This is a genomic window from Streptomyces marinisediminis (assembly GCF_026262575.1).
In the GTDB taxonomy this organism is placed as follows: Bacteria; Actinomycetota; Actinomycetes; order Streptomycetales; family Streptomycetaceae; genus Streptomyces; species Streptomyces marinisediminis.
Map to the genome: position 1 here is coordinate 167798 of NZ_JAPKFL010000004.1, position 17411 is coordinate 185208.

The following is a 17411-nucleotide window of genomic DNA, read 5'->3' on the forward strand; positions in this document are numbered from 1 at the left end:
ACACCTGCGCCGGGTGGCGCACGCGCGCCGGGTCGCCACCGCCGGCGCGGCCGGTGCCTTCGGACGCCTCCGCATCCGCGGGCGTCCGGCCCCGGTGACCGCGCGTCCCGCCGCGTGGGGTGGCCGGGGCGCGCGGCGCGGGCGCCCTCCGCGAGCCCGTGGGCCGGGCCGGAGGGCGCCCGCGACACCGTGGTGCCGTGCGCGCGGGCCGAACGCCGGGGCGCTGCGGACGCCGACCCCGGCGGCGCCTAGCGGACGCCGGCGACGCGGGCCATTCCGGCGCCCCGCCGCGGCTGTTCCGGCACGCCGCCCGCCCGGCCGGACGCCGCGGGTCCGGAGCGCTGGCCGCGTCCGGAACCGGCCGCGGCACGCCGCGGCCCGGCCGCCGCCACGCCGTTCTGCACATCCATCACCGCGTGGGCGACGAGGCCGCCCATCGGGTCGTGCCGGATCAGGTCGCGCAACCGGGAACGGCACGACCGCCCCTCGTTGCCGGGGTAGAGGTGCTTGCCCAGTCCGACCGCGTGGGCCAGGGCGGCCAGCGCGGCCGTCCGCGGGTCCGGCGGTACGCCGGTACGGATGGCGGTGTCCAGCCGGGTCCTGATCTCCCGGCTGATCGCCGTCTCCGTCGCCTGGTAGCGCGTCGTCGGCAGTACCCCGCACATCTGGCCGTTGACGGCGTGCACCATGCCGCAGCGTTCCAGGTGCGTGAGGTACGTCTGGCGCAGCCCCAACCTGGGGCCGCCGATCCAGTGGACCGCGCGCACCGGGCTGCCGCGCCTGCGCAGCAGTTCCAGTGCGGAGTCCAGTGTCGGATCTCCGGTCGGCCGTGGCAGCACCACGGCGATGCGATCCCCGTCCGGGGCTATCCGCCCGGCCATCGCCAGCTCGACGAGCTGTGCTCCTGCCAGGCCGAGGTCGAGCGACTGCGGCTGTGCCGTGGTACCCGTAGCCGGGTCCAGCGCCAGCAGCAGCAACTCCTCGGGAATTGTTCTGCGGCTCCTGCCCATCCATGCCTCCCCGCGTGGATGCATGACAGGGTGACCCCTCTCACAGAGATCTGTCGAGAGTGCCTGCCCGCTATGTGCGGGAACCAGTAGGTATGTCGTACCCGTCTGCCCTGGGGAGGACGCTGTCAGAGGCGCCGGTCCGTTCGGATCCGCGAGGGCGGGCGGCGACACTGGTGCCTGGCAGGGCGCAGAGCATTTCAGCGGATTTCAGGAGGCACGGTGGCGGGCGAGTCCCCCGACAGGTCGAAGCGAGCGGGGTCATCGGGGGAGACGACGTCGGAACGCCCGGCGGTTCCCGGCGACCGCGCGGACACCGACCCCCGGACGGCGTACCGCCCGGCGGCGGAGGAGTCGCCGGGACCGGGGTCGGCAGCGCGCGGGACCGGCCCTGACGACCCCGCTCCGGACGCGGCGACGCGGCCGGAGGCCGACGGCGACGGCGACGGCGCGCCCGGAGGCGAGGCCCGCGCGGGCGAGGAGGCCGCCCCGGGGTCACCCGGCGCGGCCCGGCCCGGCCGGACCCAGGCCGCCGGAGCGGGCACCACCGCGGAGGCCGACGAGGCGGAGGCGGGCCCGGCCCCCACGGACGCGGGCGGCGCCCACGCGGAGGACGCGCACCGGGACGCCCCGGACGCGGGCGGAACCACCGGAGCCCCGGCCCCCCGCCCCCTCGACGACCGCACCACCACCCTCCGCGCACCCCGCGCCCCCCGGCCCGGCGGCACGACCGGGCCCGGCACCCCACCCGAGCCCGGCAGCACGCCCGAGCCCGGCACCCCGTCGCCCGGAGGCACGCCCACGCCCGGCGGTCAGGCACGCCCCGGCGGCACGCCGCGGCCCGGCAGCGAGCCGGTCCCGGGAGGGGAACCGGCGGACGGCCCGGCCGGGGAACCCACGGAACGACCGGCGAACGGACCGGCGAAGGAGCCGACGGACGGACCCGTGAAGAGCCCGACGGACGAGCCGGCACCGGAGTCGGCGAAGGAACCCGCGGACGGACCGGCAGCGGAGTCGGCCAAGGAACCGGCGGACGAGCCGACCGAGGAACCGGCCGAGGAACCGGCGGACGAGCCGACCAGGGAACCGGCCGAGGAGCCGGTCAAGAGCCCCGCGGCGGAGCCGCCCGCCGAACGGACCAGCCAGTTCGTGCCCCTGCGCTCGGCCGACGACGCCCGCCCCGCGCGGCGCACCGGCCGGGCGGACGCGACGACGGACCCGCGCCCCGCGCCGGACGAGCCCCGGAAGGCGGGCGCCGCCGCGGCTGACGCCCCCGCGCCCCCCGGAGCCTGCGCCCCCGCGCCCTCCGCCGGAACCGCCGCCTCCGCTCGGTCCGCCGGGGCCGTTCCGGCGCCCGAGGCCGCCGAGCCGGAGCGGACGCGGCAGCAGCCGATGCCACCGGAGCCCGGGCGGCGTCCGCTCGACCTGCTCGCGGAGCTGACGAACAGACCGGCACCGCCGGAGACGCCGCTGCGGGCGGCCCTGCGCCGACTCAAGATCTACACCCCGCTGGTCGCCCTGCTGGCGGTCGTGTTCGTCACCGTGCAGCTCCTGCGCCCGCTCCCGGCCCCCGAGCTGGACCTGACCGCGAACGCCACCTACTCCTTCGACGGCGGTGAGCCGCGGATCGCCTGGCCCGAGGAGGGGCAGGCGGCGATGGAGGTGGACGGGCTCGGCTCGTTCGGCACGTCCGGCGCCCAGGAGCCGGTGCCGATCGCGAGCGTGGCGAAGGTGATGACGGCGTACCTGCTGCTGAAGGAGCACCCGATGGAGCCGGGCGAGCCCGGCGCGTCGATCCCGGTGGACCAGCAGGCCGAGGACGACGCGGGGCTGAGCGAGCAGGGCGAGTCGACGGTGGGGGTGCGGGCCGGGGAGACGATCAGTCAGGAGGAGGCGCTCAACGCGCTCATGATCGCCTCGGCCAACAACGTCGCCCGCCTGGTGGCCCGCTGGGACGCGGGGTCGGAGAAGGCGTTCGTGGAGAAGATGAACGCCACCGCCGAGGACCTGGGCATGCAGAACACCACCTACACCGACCCCAGCGGCCTGCGCGCGGAGACCGTCAGCACGGCCGAGGACCAGGTGAGGCTGGGCAAGGCGGTGATGGAGTACGAGGTCTTCCGCGAGATCGTGCGCAAGCCGTCCTACGAGGACCGCAACGGCACGTCGCACCGCAACTGGAACTTCCTCGTCCCGGAGTACGGCACGGTCGGCATCAAGACCGGTACGACGACGGCGGCGGGCGGCAACCTGCTCTTCGCCGCGACGGCCGACGTGGGCGGCACCGAGCAACTGATCATCGGGGCGGTGCTGGGCCAGCACGCGCCGCCGATCATCGACTCGGTGCTGGCGGAGGGCAAGGAGCTGATCCTCTCGGCGCAGGCCGCGCTCCGGTCGGAGACCGTCGTCCGGCAGGGGGAGGTCGTCGGCGCGGTGGACGACGGGCTCGGCGGGCGGACGTCGCTGGTGGCCACGGAGGACGTCGCGGCGGTGGGCTGGGCGGGGCTCACCGTCGAGCTGGACCTCGCCGCCGGGAAGGACGGCGTGCCGCACACGGCCGGACCGGGCACGGAGGTGGGCCACCTGACGGTCGGTGACGGCCCCGGACAGGTGCGGGTGCCCGTCGCCGTCCAGCGGGAGCTGACGGAGCCGGACGCGACCGCCAAGATCACCCGCCTCTCCTGACCCCTCCCCCACCCGCCGCCGGGCCACGCCCGGCGGAGCCCCGGTGGCGCCCGGCCGGAGCCACGGACCCGGCGCGCGACGCGGGCGTCGGGGCCGATGCCCGGCGCGGCGGGCGTCGGCCCCCCGGCGAGGGCCCGACGGGGGGCCGAGGCCCAGCCGAGGCCCCGACCAGGCCCGGGCGAGGCCCGGTTGCCGGCGCGGGCGCGGGTCCGGCCGGGCGGTTCCCGGGCGCGAGGCCGCCCCACCCGCCCCGCGCCCCCGCGCGTGGGTGCGGGGGCGCGGGGCGGGTGGGGCGGCGTCGTACGCTCGGGTAATGCATTCCGACGCGCAGCCCTCCGCCCCGTCGCCCGCACCCGCCACCCCCGCGCCCACCGCCACCGCCATGCGCCGCGCGCTCAGGCGCGCCCGGGACGGCGTCGCGCTGGACGTCGGCGAGGCGGCCGTGCTGCTCCAGGCCCGCGGCACCGACCTGGCGGCGCTGACCGCCTCCGCCGCCCGGGTGCGCGACGCCGGACTGGCGGCGGCGGGGCGGCCCGGCGTCATCACCTACTCCAAGAGCGTGTTCCTCCCGCTGACCAGGCTGTGCCGCGACCGGTGCCACTACTGCACGTTCGCCACCGTGCCCGGCAAGCTCCGCCGCGCCGGGCACGGGATGTTCATGTCGATGGACGAGGTGCTCGACATCGCGCGCAAGGGCGCCGCGCTCGGGTGCAAGGAGGCGCTCATCACCCTGGGCGACCAGCCCGAGGACCGCTGGCCGGAGGCGCGCGAGTGGTTGGACGCGCACGGCTACGACGACACGCTCGCCTACGTGCGCGCCGTGGCGATCCGGGTGCTGGAGGAGACGGGGGTGCTGCCGCACCTGAACCCCGGCGTGCTGTCCTGGTCGGACTTCCAGCGGCTGAAGCCGGTCGCGCCGTCGATGGGCATGATGCTGGAGACGACGGCGCGGCGGCTGTGGAGCGAGCCGGGTGGGCCGCACCACGGCTCGCCGGACAAGGAGCCGGCCGTCCGGCTGCGCGTGCTGGAGGACGCGGGGCGCTCGTCGGTGCCCTTCACCAGCGGCCTGCTCATCGGCATCGGGGAGACGGCCGAGGAGCGCGCGGAGTCGCTGTTCGCGCTGCGCCGGGTGGCCCGCGCCTACCACGGCGTCCAGGAGCTGATCATCCAGAACTTCCGCGCCAAGCCGGACACGGCGATGCGCGGGATGCCGGACGCCGAGCTGGACGACCTGGTGGCCACGGTGGCCGTCGCACGCCACATCATGGGCCCGGCGGCGTGCCTGCAGGCCCCGCCGAACCTGGTGGACGGCGAGTACGCGCGGCTCATCGGCGCCGGCGTCGACGACTGGGGCGGAATCTCACCGCTGACCCCTGACCACGTCAACCCCGAGCGGCCGTGGCCGCAGCTCGACCTGCTCGCCGAGCGGTCCGCCGCGGCCGGGTTCGAGCTGCGCGAGCGGCTGTGCGTCTACCCGGAGTTCGTCCGGCGCGGCGAGCCGTGGCTGGACCCGCGGGTGCTGCCCCACGTGCGCGCGCTGGCCGACCCCGAGACGGGTCTGGCGCGCCCGGACGCCGCCGTCACCGGGCGCCCCTGGCAGGAGCCGGACGAGCCGTTCACCGCCGCCGGGCGCACCGACCTGCACCGCACGATCGACACCGCCGGCCGCTCGGCCGACCGGCGGGAGGACTTCGACGAGGTGTACGGCGACTGGGCCGCGCTGCGCGAGCAGGCGGCCTCCGGCATGGCGCCGGAGCGCATCGACGGCGACGTGCGCGCCGCGCTGTCCCAGGCCGCCGACGACCCCACCGGGCTCACCGACGCCCAGGCCCTGGCCCTGCTGCACGCCGACGGGCCCGCCCTGGACGCCCTGTGCGGCGTCGCCGACGCGCTGCGCCGCGACGTCGTGGGCGAGGACGTCACCTACATCGTCACCCGCAACATCAACTTCACCAACGTCTGCTACACCGGCTGCCGCTTCTGCGCCTTCGCGCAGCGCCGCACCGACGCCGACGCGTACACGCTGTCGCTGACCCAGGTGGCCGACCGGGCGCAGCAGGCGTGGGACGTCGGCGCGGTGGAGGTGTGCATGCAGGGCGGCATCCACCCCGACCTGCCGGGCACCGCCTACTTCGACATCGCCCGGGCGGTCAAGGAGCGCGTCCCGGGGATGCACGTGCACGCGTTCTCCCCGATGGAGGTGGTCAACGGCGCCTCCCGCACCGGCCTGTCGATCCGCGACTGGCTGACGGCGGCGCGCGAGGCCGGCCTGGACTCGCTGCCGGGCACGGCCGCCGAGATCCTGGACGACGAGGTGCGCTGGGTGCTGACGAAGGGCAAGCTGCCGGCGGCCACCTGGATCGAGGTGGTCACCACGGCGCACTCCCTGGGCCTGCGCACCTCCTCCACGATGATGTACGGCCACGTCGACCAGCCCCGGCACTGGCTGGCCCACCTGCGCACGCTCGCCCGCGTCCAGCGGGAGACGGGCGGCTTCACCGAGTTCGTCACGCTGCCCTTCATCCACACCAACGCGCCGGTCTACCTGGCCGGGATCGCCCGCCCCGGCCCGACGGCGCGTGACAACCGCGCGGTGACGGCGATGGCCCGCCTCCTGCTGCACCCGCACATCACCAACATCCAGACGAGCTGGGTGAAGCTCGGGGCCGACGGCGCGGCCGAGATGCTGCGCTCCGGGGCCAACGACCTGGGCGGCACGCTGATGGAGGAGACCATCTCCCGCATGGCGGGCTCCGGCTACGGCAGCTACCGCTCGGTGCGCGACCTGCGCGCCATCGCCGAGGCCGCCGGCCGCCCCGCGCGCCCCCGCACCACCACCTACGGCGAGGTCCCCGCCGAGCGCGTCGCCGCCGCCGAGTCCTCCGACGGCCACCTCCCCGAGCTCCTCCCCGTCCTGGAGCCCTGACCCCGCTCGCCCCACCCGCCCTCGCGGCCCCCGGGGCCCTCCCGGGGCCTCCGGGCGTTCGCACGGGTGCAATACAGTGCGGGGGCTGACGGTGTCCGAGCGCGTGGAGGGGGCTGGCGTGACCGGGGTGGACGGGACCGGGGGTGGGGCGGGCGTGTGGGGGCGTGCCGAGCAGGAGGCGTTCCGCAGCCGGGTGCGCGGGTGCCTGTTGGGCGGGGCGATCGGGGACGCGCTGGGCGCGGGGGTCGAGTTCGACGCGCTGGCCGCGATCCGCGAGACGCACGGGCCGCAGGGCGTCACCGGCTTCGTGCCCGCCTACGGGCGGCGCGGCGCGGTGACGGACGACACGCAGATGACGCTGTTCACCGTGGACGGGCTGATCCGCGCGCACGTGCGGCGGGACAGCGGCGCCTGGCACCCGCCCACCGACGTGCACGCCGCGTACCGGCGGTGGGCCGCCACGCAGCACGACTGGGGGCCGGACGAGCGCAAGCGCGAGGACGGGTGGCTGGCGCGCGAGGAGTGGCTGTACGCGCGGCGGGCCCCGGGCAACGCCTGCCTCACCGGGCTCGCGGACGAGCGCATGGGCACCCTGGAGCGGCCGAAGAACCCGGAGTCCAAGGGCTGCGGGACGGTCATGCGCTCCGCGCCGTTCGGGCTGCTGGTGGGGTGGGAGCCGGCGCTGGTGTTCCAGCTCGCGATGGAGTGCGCCGCGCAGACGCACGGGCACCCGACGGGCGTCCTGGCGGCCGGGGCGTTCGCGACGATCGTGCACGCGGTGACGCGCGGGGAGCCGCTGGACGCGGCCGTGCAGCACGCGCTGACCCAGCTCGCCGTCCACCCCGGGCACGAGGAGACCACCGACGCGCTCAAGCGGGCGCTGGGCGCCGTGCGCCAGGGCCTGCCCAGCGCCGAGCGGGTGGCGTCGCTGGGTGAGGGCTGGGTGGCCGAGGAGGCGCTGGCGATGGGCGTGTACTGCGCGCTGGTCGCCGAGGACGTGCGGCACGGGCTGCTGCTGGCCGTCAACCACGGCGGCGACTCCGACTCCACCGGCTCGGTCTGCGGCAACCTGCTGGGCGCCCTGCACGGCGAGACCGCACTGCCGCCGCACTGGGTGGTGGAGGTGGAGGGCCGGGCGACGATCCTCCAGCTCGCGGACGACTTCGCCATGGAGATGACCCAGGGCTCCGCCCTGCACAGCCCCGCCACTCCGGCCGGCACCCCCGGCTGGCTCGACCGCTACCCGAGGGCCTGACGGACCGGGGCCCGGCCGGCGGGAGTCCGAACGGAGTAATCCCCCACCCGCCTGACGCCGCGTCCGTTACACCGCCGCTCCACTGGGAACACGTGGCCTGCGGCCCCCGGGCGGGGGCCGCCCTGGTTCCCGGCGGGAGAGGACGGCGAGCGCGTGCTGAGCCTGGTGGTGCTGCACCTGGTGGGTGCGGCGCTCCTGCCGGTGGTGGCGCGGCGGTTCGGGCGCGCGGTGTGGGCGGTCGCGGCGCTGCCGCCGCTGGCCGCGTTCGGCTGGGCGCTGACGCGGGCCGGTGCCGTGCTCGACGGGCAGGCGGTGACCGAGACCGTCGCGTGGGCCCCGGCGCTCGGCCTGGAGCTGGCGTTCCGCCTGGACGCGCTGTCGCTGCTGCTGGCCTGCGTCGTCACCGGCGTCGGCGTCGCGGTGCTGGCGTACGGCGCGTCCTACTACGCGGCGGGGCACGGACGGGAGGCCGGGCTGCTGCTGGCCTTCGCCGGGGTGATGCTCGGGCTGGTGCTGGCCGACCACCTGTTCCTGCTGTACCTGTTCTGGGAACTGACGACCATCGCCTCGTTCCTGCTCATCGCCGGCCGGCGCGAGGGCAGCGAGCGGCGCCGGGCGGCCGAGCAGGCGCTGCTGACGACGATCGCGGGCGGCCTGGTGCTGCTGCTGGGGCTGGTCGTGCTCGGGGAGGCGGGCGGCACCTACCGGATCTCCGCGCTGCTGGCGGACCCGCCGCGCGGCGGGCTGGTGGGCGTCGCGCTCGTCCTCGTGCTGCTCGGGGCGTTCGCGAAGTCCGCGCAGTTCCCACTGCACGCGTGGCTGCCCGCCGCGATGACGGCGCCGACGCCGGTGAGCGCGTACCTGCACGCCGCCACCATGGTCAAGGCCGGGGTGTACCTGGTGGCGCGGCTGGCGCCGGGCTTCGCCGAGGTCGCCCCCTGGCGGCCGCTGGTGCTCGTGGTCGGCCTGTACGCGCTGGCCGTGGGGGCCTGGCGGGCGCTGCGCGAGAGCGACCTGAAGCGGCTGCTGGCCTACGGCACCATCAGCGAGCTGGGTCTGATGATCGCCCTGTTCGGCGCCGGGACGCGCACGGCCGCGCTCGCGGGCGCCCTGCTGCTGCTGGCGCACGCGCTGTTCAAGGCGAGCCTGTTCATGGTCGTCGGCGTGCTGGACCACCAGGCCGGGGGGCGGGACCTGCGCGAGCTGTCCGGCGTGGCGCGGGCGCTGCCCGGGGTGTGCGCGGTGGCGGTGCTGGCGGCGGCGTCGATGGCCAAGCTGCCCCCGCTGCTGGGCTACATCGCGCAGGACGGCGCGCTGGAGGCGTTCCTGCACGCCCCGCTGACCGGGCACCAGGCGGCGCTGGCGGCCCTGTGCCTGGGCTCGGTGCTCACCGTCACCTACACCGCGCGCTACCTGTGGGGCGCGTTCGCCCGCAAGCCGGACGCGGCCGGGCCCACCCCGGTGGAGCGGCCGTCCGCCGCGTTCGTCGCGCCCGGCGCGGTGCTGGCGGTGCTCGGGTTGGCCGCCGCGGTGGCCTACCCGGTCACCGGCGCCCTGACGGCGCCGTACGCCGACCGCTACCCGGTGCTCTCCGCCGAGCCCTACAAGACGGCGCTGTGGCACGGGTGGACCCCGGCGCTCGGGATCGCCGCGCTGATCGTCGCGGCCGGTCTGGCCCTGCACGCCGCGCGCGGCCCGCTGACGCGGCTGCTGCGGCGGCTGCCCCGGCTGCCGGACGCGGAGGAGTGCTACCGGCGCACGGTGCGCGCCGTGCACCGTGCGGCCGTCACCGTCACGCGCACCACGCAGGTCGGTTCGCTGCCGCTGTACCTGACGGTCACCCTGGCGACCGTCGTGCTGCTGCCCGCCGTCGGCCTGCTGGCCGCGCTGCCGCCTCTGGAGGGCGTGCGGCCGTGGTGGACGCCGCTGGAGGTGCCGCTCGCGCTCGCCGTGCTGGCGGCCGCCGTCGCCGCCACCTTCCTGCTGCACCGGCTGGCGGCGGTCCTGGTCACCGGCGCCGTCGGCTACGGGGTGGCCGGCCTGTTCGCCCTCCAGGGGGCGCCCGACCTGGCGCTGACCCAGTTCCTCGTGGAGTCCCTCACGCTCGTCGTGGTGGTGCTGGTGCTGCGCCGCATGCCGGCCAGGTTCACCCCGGGCGGGCAGCCCCGGCTGGGACGCTGGGTGCGGGTGGCCGTGGCCGTCTCGGTGGGCGCGTTCGTCGCCGGGTTCGCGGTCGTGGCCACGCAGGCCCGGCAGACCCCGGGGGCGTCGACCGACTACCTGCGCCGGGTCTCCGAGACCGGCGGCGAGAACGTCGTCAACGCGATCCTGGTGGACTTCCGCGCGCTGGACACGCTCGGCGAGATCTCCGTGCTGCTGGTCACCGCGATCGGCGTGGTGAGCCTGGTGCGGCTGTGGCGGGGGGAGGGGCCCGAGCCCGCCGCCGCGGCCGCCGGGCCGGACCGGCCGCCGGTCCGGGCCCGGCGCACGGGCCGGACGCCGGTGCCGCGCGCCGCACGCTGGGACGAGCCGCGCGAGCGCTGGCTGCCCGGGGCGGGGGAACGGCCGGGCACCGAGCGCTCGGTGCTGCTGGAGGTCGTCACCCGGCTGCTGTTCCCCTCCATCATCGTGCTCTCCCTCTTCCTGCTGTTCTCCGGCCACTACCGGCCCGGCGGCGGCTTCGCGGGCGGGCTGGTGGCCGGCCAGGCGTTCATCCTGCGCTACCTGGTCGGCGGCCGGGCCGACCTGGGGCTGGCCGCGCCCGTCGAGCCGGGGACGCTGGCCGGCGCCGGGCTGGCCCTCGCCGCGACGGCGGGCGCGCTGCCGCTGGCGTTCGGCGCCCCGCCGCTGACCAGCGCGCTGTGGGAGTTCCACCTGCCGCTGCTGGGCGCGGTGAAGAGCTCGACCAGCCTGTTCTTCGACATCGGGGTGTACGTGCTGGTGCTCGGCGTCGTGCTCAAACTGCTGGCGGCGGCGGGCACCTCCCCGCAGACCGAGTCCGGCGCCGAGGAGGGCGACGAGGCCGGCGGACCGGAAGCCGCCGGAGGGCCCGGGGAGGCCGGGGAGGCCGGGGAGGCCGGGACCGCTGAGTCCGCTGAGACCGCCGGGAACGCCGGAGACGCCGGAGAAGGGGGGCGCGCACGGTGAGGAGCCTGGACGCCACCATGGCCGTCGTCGTCGGCGTGCTGTTCGCCGCCGGCGTGTACCTGCTGCTGCAACGCTCCCTGATGCGGGCCCTGCTGGGCTTCATCGTGCTCGGCCACGGCACCAACCTGCTGCTCCTGGTCGCCGGCGGACCGCCCGGGACCCCGCCGCTGGTGCACGGGGACGCCGGGGACACCGGGGAGTACGCCGACCCGCTGCCGCAGGCGATGGCGCTCACCGCGATCGTCATCACCTTCGGCGTCACCACCTTCCTGCTGGCCCTCGCCTACCGCTCCTGGCGCCTGTCCGGCCACGACGAGGTGCAGGACGACCCCGAGGACCGCCGCATCGGCGACGTCAGCGAACGCGCCGACGACGAGCCGGCGCCGCCCGAACCGCGCCCGGACGAAGGGGGCGCCGGATGACGCTCGCGCTCGTGTCCCTGCCCGTGCTGCTGCCCGTGCTGGCGGCCGGGCTCTCGCTGACCGCCGCCCCGCACAGCACCCGGCAGCGGCTGCTCACCGGCGCGGTGCTCTCGCTCGTGCTGGCCGACGCCGTCGCCCTGCTGGTGCTCGTGGAGCGGGACGGTCCCGTCGTCGTCCGGGCCGGGGACTGGGCGCCGCCGATCGGCATCGTGCTCGTCGCCGACCTGCTGTCCGCCCTGCTGCTGGCCCTGGCCGTGCTCGTGGCGCTCGCCGTGCTGCTGTTCGCCGTCGGCCAGGGCACGGCCGACCGCAGCGGGTCGCTGGCCATCCCCTACCACCCGGCGTACCTGCTGCTGGTGGCGGGCATCGCGCTCGCCTTCCTCTCCGGCGACCTGTTCAACCTCTTCGTCGCCTTCGAGATGCTGCTCGCCGCCTCCTACGTGCTCATCACCCTCAACGCCGGCGAGCCCCGGGTGCGGGCCGGGATGACCTACGTGATGACGAGCCTCACCTCGTCGCTGATGTTCCTGACCGCCATCGGCCTGGTGTACGCGGCCACCGGCACCGTGAACCTCGCCGACCTCGCCGACCGCGTGCCGCAGCTCGACCCCGGCCTGCGCACCGCGCTGAGCCTGCTCCTGCTCGTCGTCTTCGGCATCAAGGCCGCCGTCGTACCGCTGCACTTCTGGCTGCCCGACAGCTATCCCACCGCGCCCGCGCCCATCACCGCCGTGTTCGCCGCGCTGCTGACCAAGGTCGGCATCTACGCCATGGTGCGCACCCAGACGCTGCTCTTCCCGCGCGACGACACCTGGTGGGTGGGGGCCTGCCTCGCCGTCGCCACGATGCTCGTCGGCATCCTCGGCGCGCTCGCCCAGGACGACGTCAACCGGCTGCTGTCCTTCACCCTGGTCAGCCACGTCGGCTTCATGGTGTTCGGGCTCGCCCTGTTCGACGTCGCAGGGCTCACCGGAACGATCCTCTACATCGTCCACCACATCACCGTGCAGGCCACCTTGTTCCTCGTCGCCGGCCTCGTCGTGGACGCGGCCGGCACCCCGGAGCTCTCGCGCATGGAGCGGGGCGAGCGGCGGCGCCCGGTCCACCCGGCCACCGGCGTGTTCTTCTTGCTCGGCGCGCTCAGCCTGGCCGGCATCCCGCCGTTCTCCGGGTTCATCGCCAAGTTCGCGCTGCTGCGCGCGGCCGTCGGCCAGGGCGGGACCGCCGCCTACCTGCTGGCCGCCGCCGCGCTGGTGACCAGCCTGCTGACCCTGTACGCCATGGTGCGGGTGTGGCGCGGCGCGTTCGCCCCCGCCAACCGGCCCCCCGCGCGCCTGCGGCACCGGCGCGGCTCGCTGCTGACCGTCACCGCCACGCTCGCCATGGCGGCGACCGGCGTGCTCCTCGCCGTCGCCGCCGGGCCGCTGGCCGACCTCAGCGAGCGCGCGGCCACGGGGCTGATCCGCACCGACGCCTACCGCGACGCGGTGTGGGGAGGTGAGCGGTGAACCGCCGACCGCCGCACCGGCTGCCCGCCGTACTGTGGCTGTGGCTGCTGTGGGTCCTGCTCTGGTCGACGCCGACGGCCCTCGTCGTCACCGGCGGCCTGCTGGTGTCCGTGGCCGTCGTCTTCGCGTTCCGGCTGCCCCCGGTGAGCCCGCAGATCACCGTGCGCCCGCTGCGGGTGCTGCGGCTGGTCGGCGGGCTGCTGCGCAACCTCGTCGCGTCCGCCGCCTCCGTCGCCTGGGCCGCCGTGCGGCACGGGCCCCGGGTGCGGGCCGCCATCGTCGAAGTACCGCTCACCAGCGACAGCGACCTGCTGGTCACCGGCACGTCGATGCTGACCACCGTGACGCCGGGCAGCCTCGTCCTGGAGATCGACCGTGAGCGGGGCCTGCTCTACGTGCACGTGCTGCCGGTGGCCGGGCCCGAGGACGCCGCCGGCGAACGCGAGCGCCTGCGCCGGGCCGAGGCGGCCGTCGTCTCCGCCCTCGGCCGCGACGCCCGGGCCGCCTCCAGCCAGCCTCCCCGGAAGGAGTCCCCGTGACCGCCGTGTACGCCGTCACCTTCGCCCTGCTCGGCCTGGCCGCCGTGCTCACCACCGTCCGCCTCGTGCGCGGCCCCGGTGTGCTGGACCGCATCGTCTCCCTGGACGTGCTGGTCACGCTGCTGGCAGCCGGGATCGCGGTGGGCATCGCCGTGCGCTCCGACGGCTCGGGCGTGCCGGTGCTGCTGGCCGTCGCCCTGCTCGCCTTCGTCGGTTCCGTCACCGCCGCGCACCTGGTGGAGCGGCGGGAGGGCATGCGGTGAGCGCCGTATCGGACGTCGCCTCGGCCGTGCTGCTCCTGACCGGCGCGCTGTTCTGCCTGCTGACGGCGGTCGGCGTGCTGCGCTTCCCCGACGCCGTGTGCCGCCTGCACGCCGCCGCCAAGGCGCAGACCCTCGGGCTGCTTTTGATCCTGCTCGGCGCGGCGCTGCAACTGCCGCTCCGCTACGCCGTCCCGCTGGTGCTGGTCGCCCTCTTCCAGCTCCTGACCGTCCCGGTCACCACGCAGGTCGTCGGCCGCACCGCCTACCGCACGTCGTCGCTGCACACCCCGTCGCTCGTCGAGGACGAGCTGGCGCACCGCATCCCTCCTGAGGAGCGCGCGCCGAGCGCCGAGGGCTGACGCCGCGCCCGGCGTGCGGGCGGCGCACCGCGCCGTCCACCGGGCGTCGGGCGGGTGTCGCGCGGGGTTCTCGCGGACTTCGCCCGCGTGTGGCACCGTCGAAGGCCGGGGTCCGGGACGGCGTCGGGGGTGGCGGGGTGGAGCGACGGGTGGTCGTGGGCGGCGCGGCGGGCGCGGCGGCGCTGACGCTGGCACCGGTGCGGTTCGCCGGGGCCGGCGGGCGCGCCCGGGAGACGCGCACCCTGCGCGGGCGGCTGGCGCCGGGCGCGCCCGACTTCGTGTACCTGCCGGTGGAGGTGGAGCGCGGCGTGCACGAGATCGCCGTCTCCTACACCTACGACAAGCCGGAGGTGCCGCCGGGCACGCCGGGCAACGCGCTGGACATCGGCGTCTTCGACGAGCGCGGCACCGCCCTGCCCGGCCGCGGCTTCCGGGGCTGGTCGGGCGGGTTCCGCGACGCGTTCGCCATCAGCGCGGAGCGCGCGACGCCGGGCTACCTGGCCGGGCCGGTGCGGGCGGGCACGTGGCACGTGGTGCTGGGCCCCTACACCGTGGCGCCGCAGGGGCTGGCGTACGAGGTGACGGTGACGCTGCGGTACGGCGCCCCAGGGCGGACGCGGGAGCCGGTGTACCCGCCGGAGCGGGCGCGCGGCCGGGGCCGGGCCTGGTACCGGGGCGACGGGCACCTGCACACCGTGCACTCGGACGGGCGGCGGACCCCGGCCGAGGTGGCGGCGGCCGCCCGCGCGGCCGGACTGGACTTCATCGTGTCGACCGAGCACAACACCACCTCGGCGCACGGCGCCTGGGAGGGGCTGTGGGGGGACGACCTGCTGGTGCTGTGCGGCGAGGAGGTCACCACCCGCAACGGGCACTACCTGGCCGTGGGCACCGACCCGGGCACGTTCGTCGACTGGCGCTACCGGGCCCGCGACGACGCCTACGGGGGGTTCGCGCGGCGCGTGCACCGGGCGGGCGGGCTCGTGGTCCCCGCGCACCCGCACTGCCCGTACGTCGGCTGCCAGTGGAAGTTCGGCTACGCGGGGGCGGACGCGGTGGAGGTGTGGAACGGGCCGTGGACCGACGACGACGAGCTGGCCCTCGCCGGGTGGGACAGCCGGCTGGTGACCGACGGCGCCCACGGCTGGCTGCCGGCCGTGGGCAACAGCGACGCGCACAGCGAGCCGCAGGTCGTCGGGTTGCCGCAGACCGTCGTCCACGCCGACGACCTCAGCCGCCGCGCGGTGCTGGACGCACTGCGGACGGGCCGGTCCTACCTGGCGGAGTCGAGCGCCGTCTCGGTGCGGCTGACGGCGAGCGACGAGCGCGGCCGGCACGCCGGGATCGGGGAGCGGCTGCGCACCCGGTCCACGTCCCGTGTCACCGTGCGGCTGGAGGTCACCGGGGCGCCGCCGGGCGCGACGGCGCGGCTGCTCACCGACCAGGGCGAGTTGCGCGCGGGCCCGGCGGGGACCCTTGAGTGGCGGACGACGGCGTCGCTGGCCACCTACGTCCGCGCGGAGGTGCGCCACCCCGGCACGGGCGGCGGGCGGCCGGGGGCGATGGTGGCGCTGACCAACCCGGTGTGGCTGGAGGCCGACTGACCGGGCGTCACCGCACGTCGGGCGGCGTCGGCCGCGCCCAGTGGACGCCGTCGGGGGTGGCGACCAGGCCGCCGGGCAGCAGCGGCTCCCGCTCGCCGAAGTGGGTGTCCGGCGCGGCGCCGCGCTCCAGGGCCACGCCCTGCTCCCAGGTGCTGAGCAGCATGTCGTCGGGCTCGGGCGGGGCGTCCACCCGGTGCGCGTCGGCGGCGTCGGGGCTCGTGGCCAGGCTGAGGGCGCGGGAGGCGCGGGCCATCTGGTCGCCCACCGCGCCGGGGTGGGCGAGCGAGGGCTCCCCGGAGGCCACGCCGCCGACCAGGGACACGAAGGACTCCAGCTCGCCGGCGTCGCAGCGGGCGACCTTGCGGGCCTGCCAGAAGTAGGAGTCCCGGTCCCCGTGCACGTCGTAGAAGGCGACCAGGAACTCGTAGAACAGCCCGTACTCGCGCCGGTAGCGGCCCTCGAACTCCGCGAAGGCCCGCTCCTCGGGCAGCGTCCCGGCCAGCACGGTGTTGACCGAACGCGCCGCCAGCAGCCCGGAGTAGGTGGCCAGGTGCACGCCGGAGGAGAACACCGGGTCGACGAAGCACGCGGCGTCGCCGATCAGGGCCAGCCCCGGCGTCCAGAACGCCGTGCCGCAGTACGCGTAGTCCTTGCGCACGCGCACCCGGCCGTAGGGGCCCTCGGTGACGCGGCGCGCGCCGGCCAGGTGGTCGCGGATCAGGGGGCAGCGCTCGACGAACCCGGCCAGCGCGTCCGCCGGCGCGCCCTGGACCGCGTGGGCGGCGTCCCGGTGGACGACGGCGCCGACGCTGGTGAGGTCGGGCCCGAGCGGGATGTACCAGAACCAGCCGTCGTCGAAGGCGGCGCACAGGATGTTGCCGTCGTCCGGCGGCGGCAGGCGGTGCCCGCCGGTGAAGTAGCCGAAGACGGCGAGGTTGCGGAAGAAGTCGGAGTACACCCGGCGCCCGCCCGCCGCGCGGTGGAGGTTGCCGCGGTGACCTGAGGCGTCCAGGACGTGGCGGGCCCGGACCTCGCGGTGCCGCCCGGCCTCGTCGGCGTACCGCAGCCCGGTGACCCGGCCGCCCGGCCCGTCCCGCAGCGCCCCCAGCACGCGGTGCCGCTCGCGCACCTCGACGCCGCGGCGGCGCGCGTTGTCCAGCAGGATGGCGTCGAACCGCATGCGTTCGACCTGGTAGGCGTAGGGCGCTGGCCCGGCCAGCCGGGGCGACTCGTCGAAGGTGAACGTCCACGGCTCCGGGGAGGCGCCCCAGCGGAAGGTGCCGCCGCGCTTGACGGTGAACCCGGCCGCGCGCAGCTCGTCGGCGACGCCCAGGAGCGCGGCGACGCCGTGCACGGTGGCCGGGAGCAGCGACTCGCCGATCTGGTAGCGCGGGAAGGACTCCCTCTCCAGCAGCAGCACGCGGTGGCCCGCCCGCGCGACGAGGGTGGCGGCCGTGGCACCGGCCGGGCCTCCCCCGGCCACCACGACGTCGTACTCCGCCGCCCTGCTCACTGGCCCGGCGCGGCCGAAGTACGGCCGAGGGTCGACGTGTTCGCCACCTGGTCCTCCATCCGCCGTCGCGGGAGCCGGTGTTGCGGGCACGCTACCCGCCCCGTGTGTCAGGGTATAGCCCAAAACGCTCGGCATCGGTACCGTGTTCGGTGTTTCTTCCCCGGCCCGGCGACGGCCAGGCCC

The 17411-nt window shown here is 76.4% G+C and carries 12 protein-coding genes; 10 read left to right on the forward strand and 2 right to left on the reverse strand.

Features of this window, described 5'->3' with window-relative positions; genetic code table 11:
- Positions 1 to 248: 248 nt before the first annotated feature.
- A complete protein-coding gene (locus OSB71_RS05055) occupies positions 249 to 1010 on the reverse strand; it encodes a GOLPH3/VPS74 family protein (protein WP_265944622.1) in 762 nt (253 codons plus the stop codon).
- 942 nt (positions 1011 to 1952) lie between these two features.
- Here OSB71_RS05055 and OSB71_RS05060 point away from each other — a divergent pair.
- The 10 genes from OSB71_RS05060 (at position 1953) to OSB71_RS05105 (ending at position 15715) form a co-directional block, all read left to right on the forward strand.
- Positions 1953 to 3692, forward strand: coding sequence for a serine hydrolase (locus OSB71_RS05060; RefSeq protein WP_265944625.1), 1740 nt, complete (start codon positions 1953 to 1955; stop codon positions 3690 to 3692).
- A 313-nt stretch (positions 3693 to 4005) separates the two neighbouring features.
- Complete coding sequence (locus OSB71_RS05065; protein WP_265944627.1) at positions 4006 to 6618, forward strand: bifunctional FO biosynthesis protein CofGH; 2613 nt, start codon at positions 4006 to 4008, stop codon at positions 6616 to 6618.
- A 127-nt stretch (positions 6619 to 6745) separates the two neighbouring features.
- Positions 6746 to 7873, forward strand: a complete 1128-nt coding sequence (locus OSB71_RS05070) for an ADP-ribosylglycohydrolase family protein (RefSeq protein ID WP_265944780.1) — start codon at positions 6746 to 6748, stop codon at positions 7871 to 7873.
- Positions 7874 to 8026: 153 nt separating this feature from the next.
- On the forward strand, positions 8027 to 11020 hold the full coding sequence (locus OSB71_RS05075; RefSeq protein WP_265944629.1) for a Na+/H+ antiporter subunit A: 2994 nt from the start codon (positions 8027 to 8029) through the stop codon (positions 11018 to 11020).
- On the forward strand, positions 11017 to 11442 hold the full coding sequence (locus OSB71_RS05080) for a Na(+)/H(+) antiporter subunit C (protein WP_265944631.1): 426 nt from the start codon (positions 11017 to 11019) through the stop codon (positions 11440 to 11442). Before OSB71_RS05075 ends, OSB71_RS05080 begins: the two co-directional genes overlap by 4 nt.
- The gene (locus OSB71_RS05085) at positions 11439 to 12950 is read left to right on the forward strand and encodes a Na+/H+ antiporter subunit D (protein ID WP_265944633.1); all 1512 of its coding nucleotides are present in this window, start codon (positions 11439 to 11441) and stop codon (positions 12948 to 12950) included. Before OSB71_RS05080 ends, OSB71_RS05085 begins: the two co-directional genes overlap by 4 nt.
- Complete coding sequence (locus tag OSB71_RS05090) at positions 12947 to 13489, forward strand: Na+/H+ antiporter subunit E (RefSeq protein ID WP_265944635.1); 543 nt, start codon at positions 12947 to 12949, stop codon at positions 13487 to 13489. The genes OSB71_RS05085 and OSB71_RS05090 overlap by 4 nt, the downstream gene beginning before the upstream one ends.
- Positions 13486 to 13752, forward strand: a complete 267-nt coding sequence (locus OSB71_RS05095) for an MrpF/PhaF family protein (protein WP_265944638.1) — start codon at positions 13486 to 13488, stop codon at positions 13750 to 13752. Before OSB71_RS05090 ends, OSB71_RS05095 begins: the two co-directional genes overlap by 4 nt.
- Positions 13749 to 14111: a monovalent cation/H(+) antiporter subunit G gene (gene mnhG, locus OSB71_RS05100; RefSeq protein ID WP_265944640.1), complete on the forward strand. Its 363-nt coding sequence runs from the start codon at positions 13749 to 13751 to the stop codon at positions 14109 to 14111. The genes OSB71_RS05095 and mnhG overlap by 4 nt, the downstream gene beginning before the upstream one ends.
- Before the next feature lie 137 nt (positions 14112 to 14248).
- The gene (locus tag OSB71_RS05105) at positions 14249 to 15715 is read left to right on the forward strand and encodes a CehA/McbA family metallohydrolase (RefSeq protein ID WP_265944642.1); all 1467 of its coding nucleotides are present in this window, start codon (positions 14249 to 14251) and stop codon (positions 15713 to 15715) included.
- A gap of 7 nt (positions 15716 to 15722) precedes the next feature.
- Here the strand turns inward: OSB71_RS05105 and OSB71_RS05110 are convergent, their stop codons facing one another.
- The gene (locus tag OSB71_RS05110) at positions 15723 to 17228 is read right to left on the reverse strand and encodes a tryptophan 7-halogenase (protein ID WP_265944646.1); all 1506 of its coding nucleotides are present in this window, start codon (positions 17226 to 17228) and stop codon (positions 15723 to 15725) included.
- Positions 17229 to 17411: the final 183 nt, after the last annotated feature.

Coding starts and splice junctions, on each gene's coding strand:
- OSB71_RS05055 (WP_265944622.1), bottom strand. CDS start 1,010: ATGGGCAGGAGCCGCAGAACAATTCCCGAGGAGTTGCTGCTGCTGGCG.
- OSB71_RS05065 (WP_265944627.1), top strand. CDS start 4,006: ATGCATTCCGACGCGCAGCCCTCCGCCCCGTCGCCCGCACCCGCCACC.
- OSB71_RS05085 (WP_265944633.1), top strand. CDS start 11,439: ATGACGCTCGCGCTCGTGTCCCTGCCCGTGCTGCTGCCCGTGCTGGCG.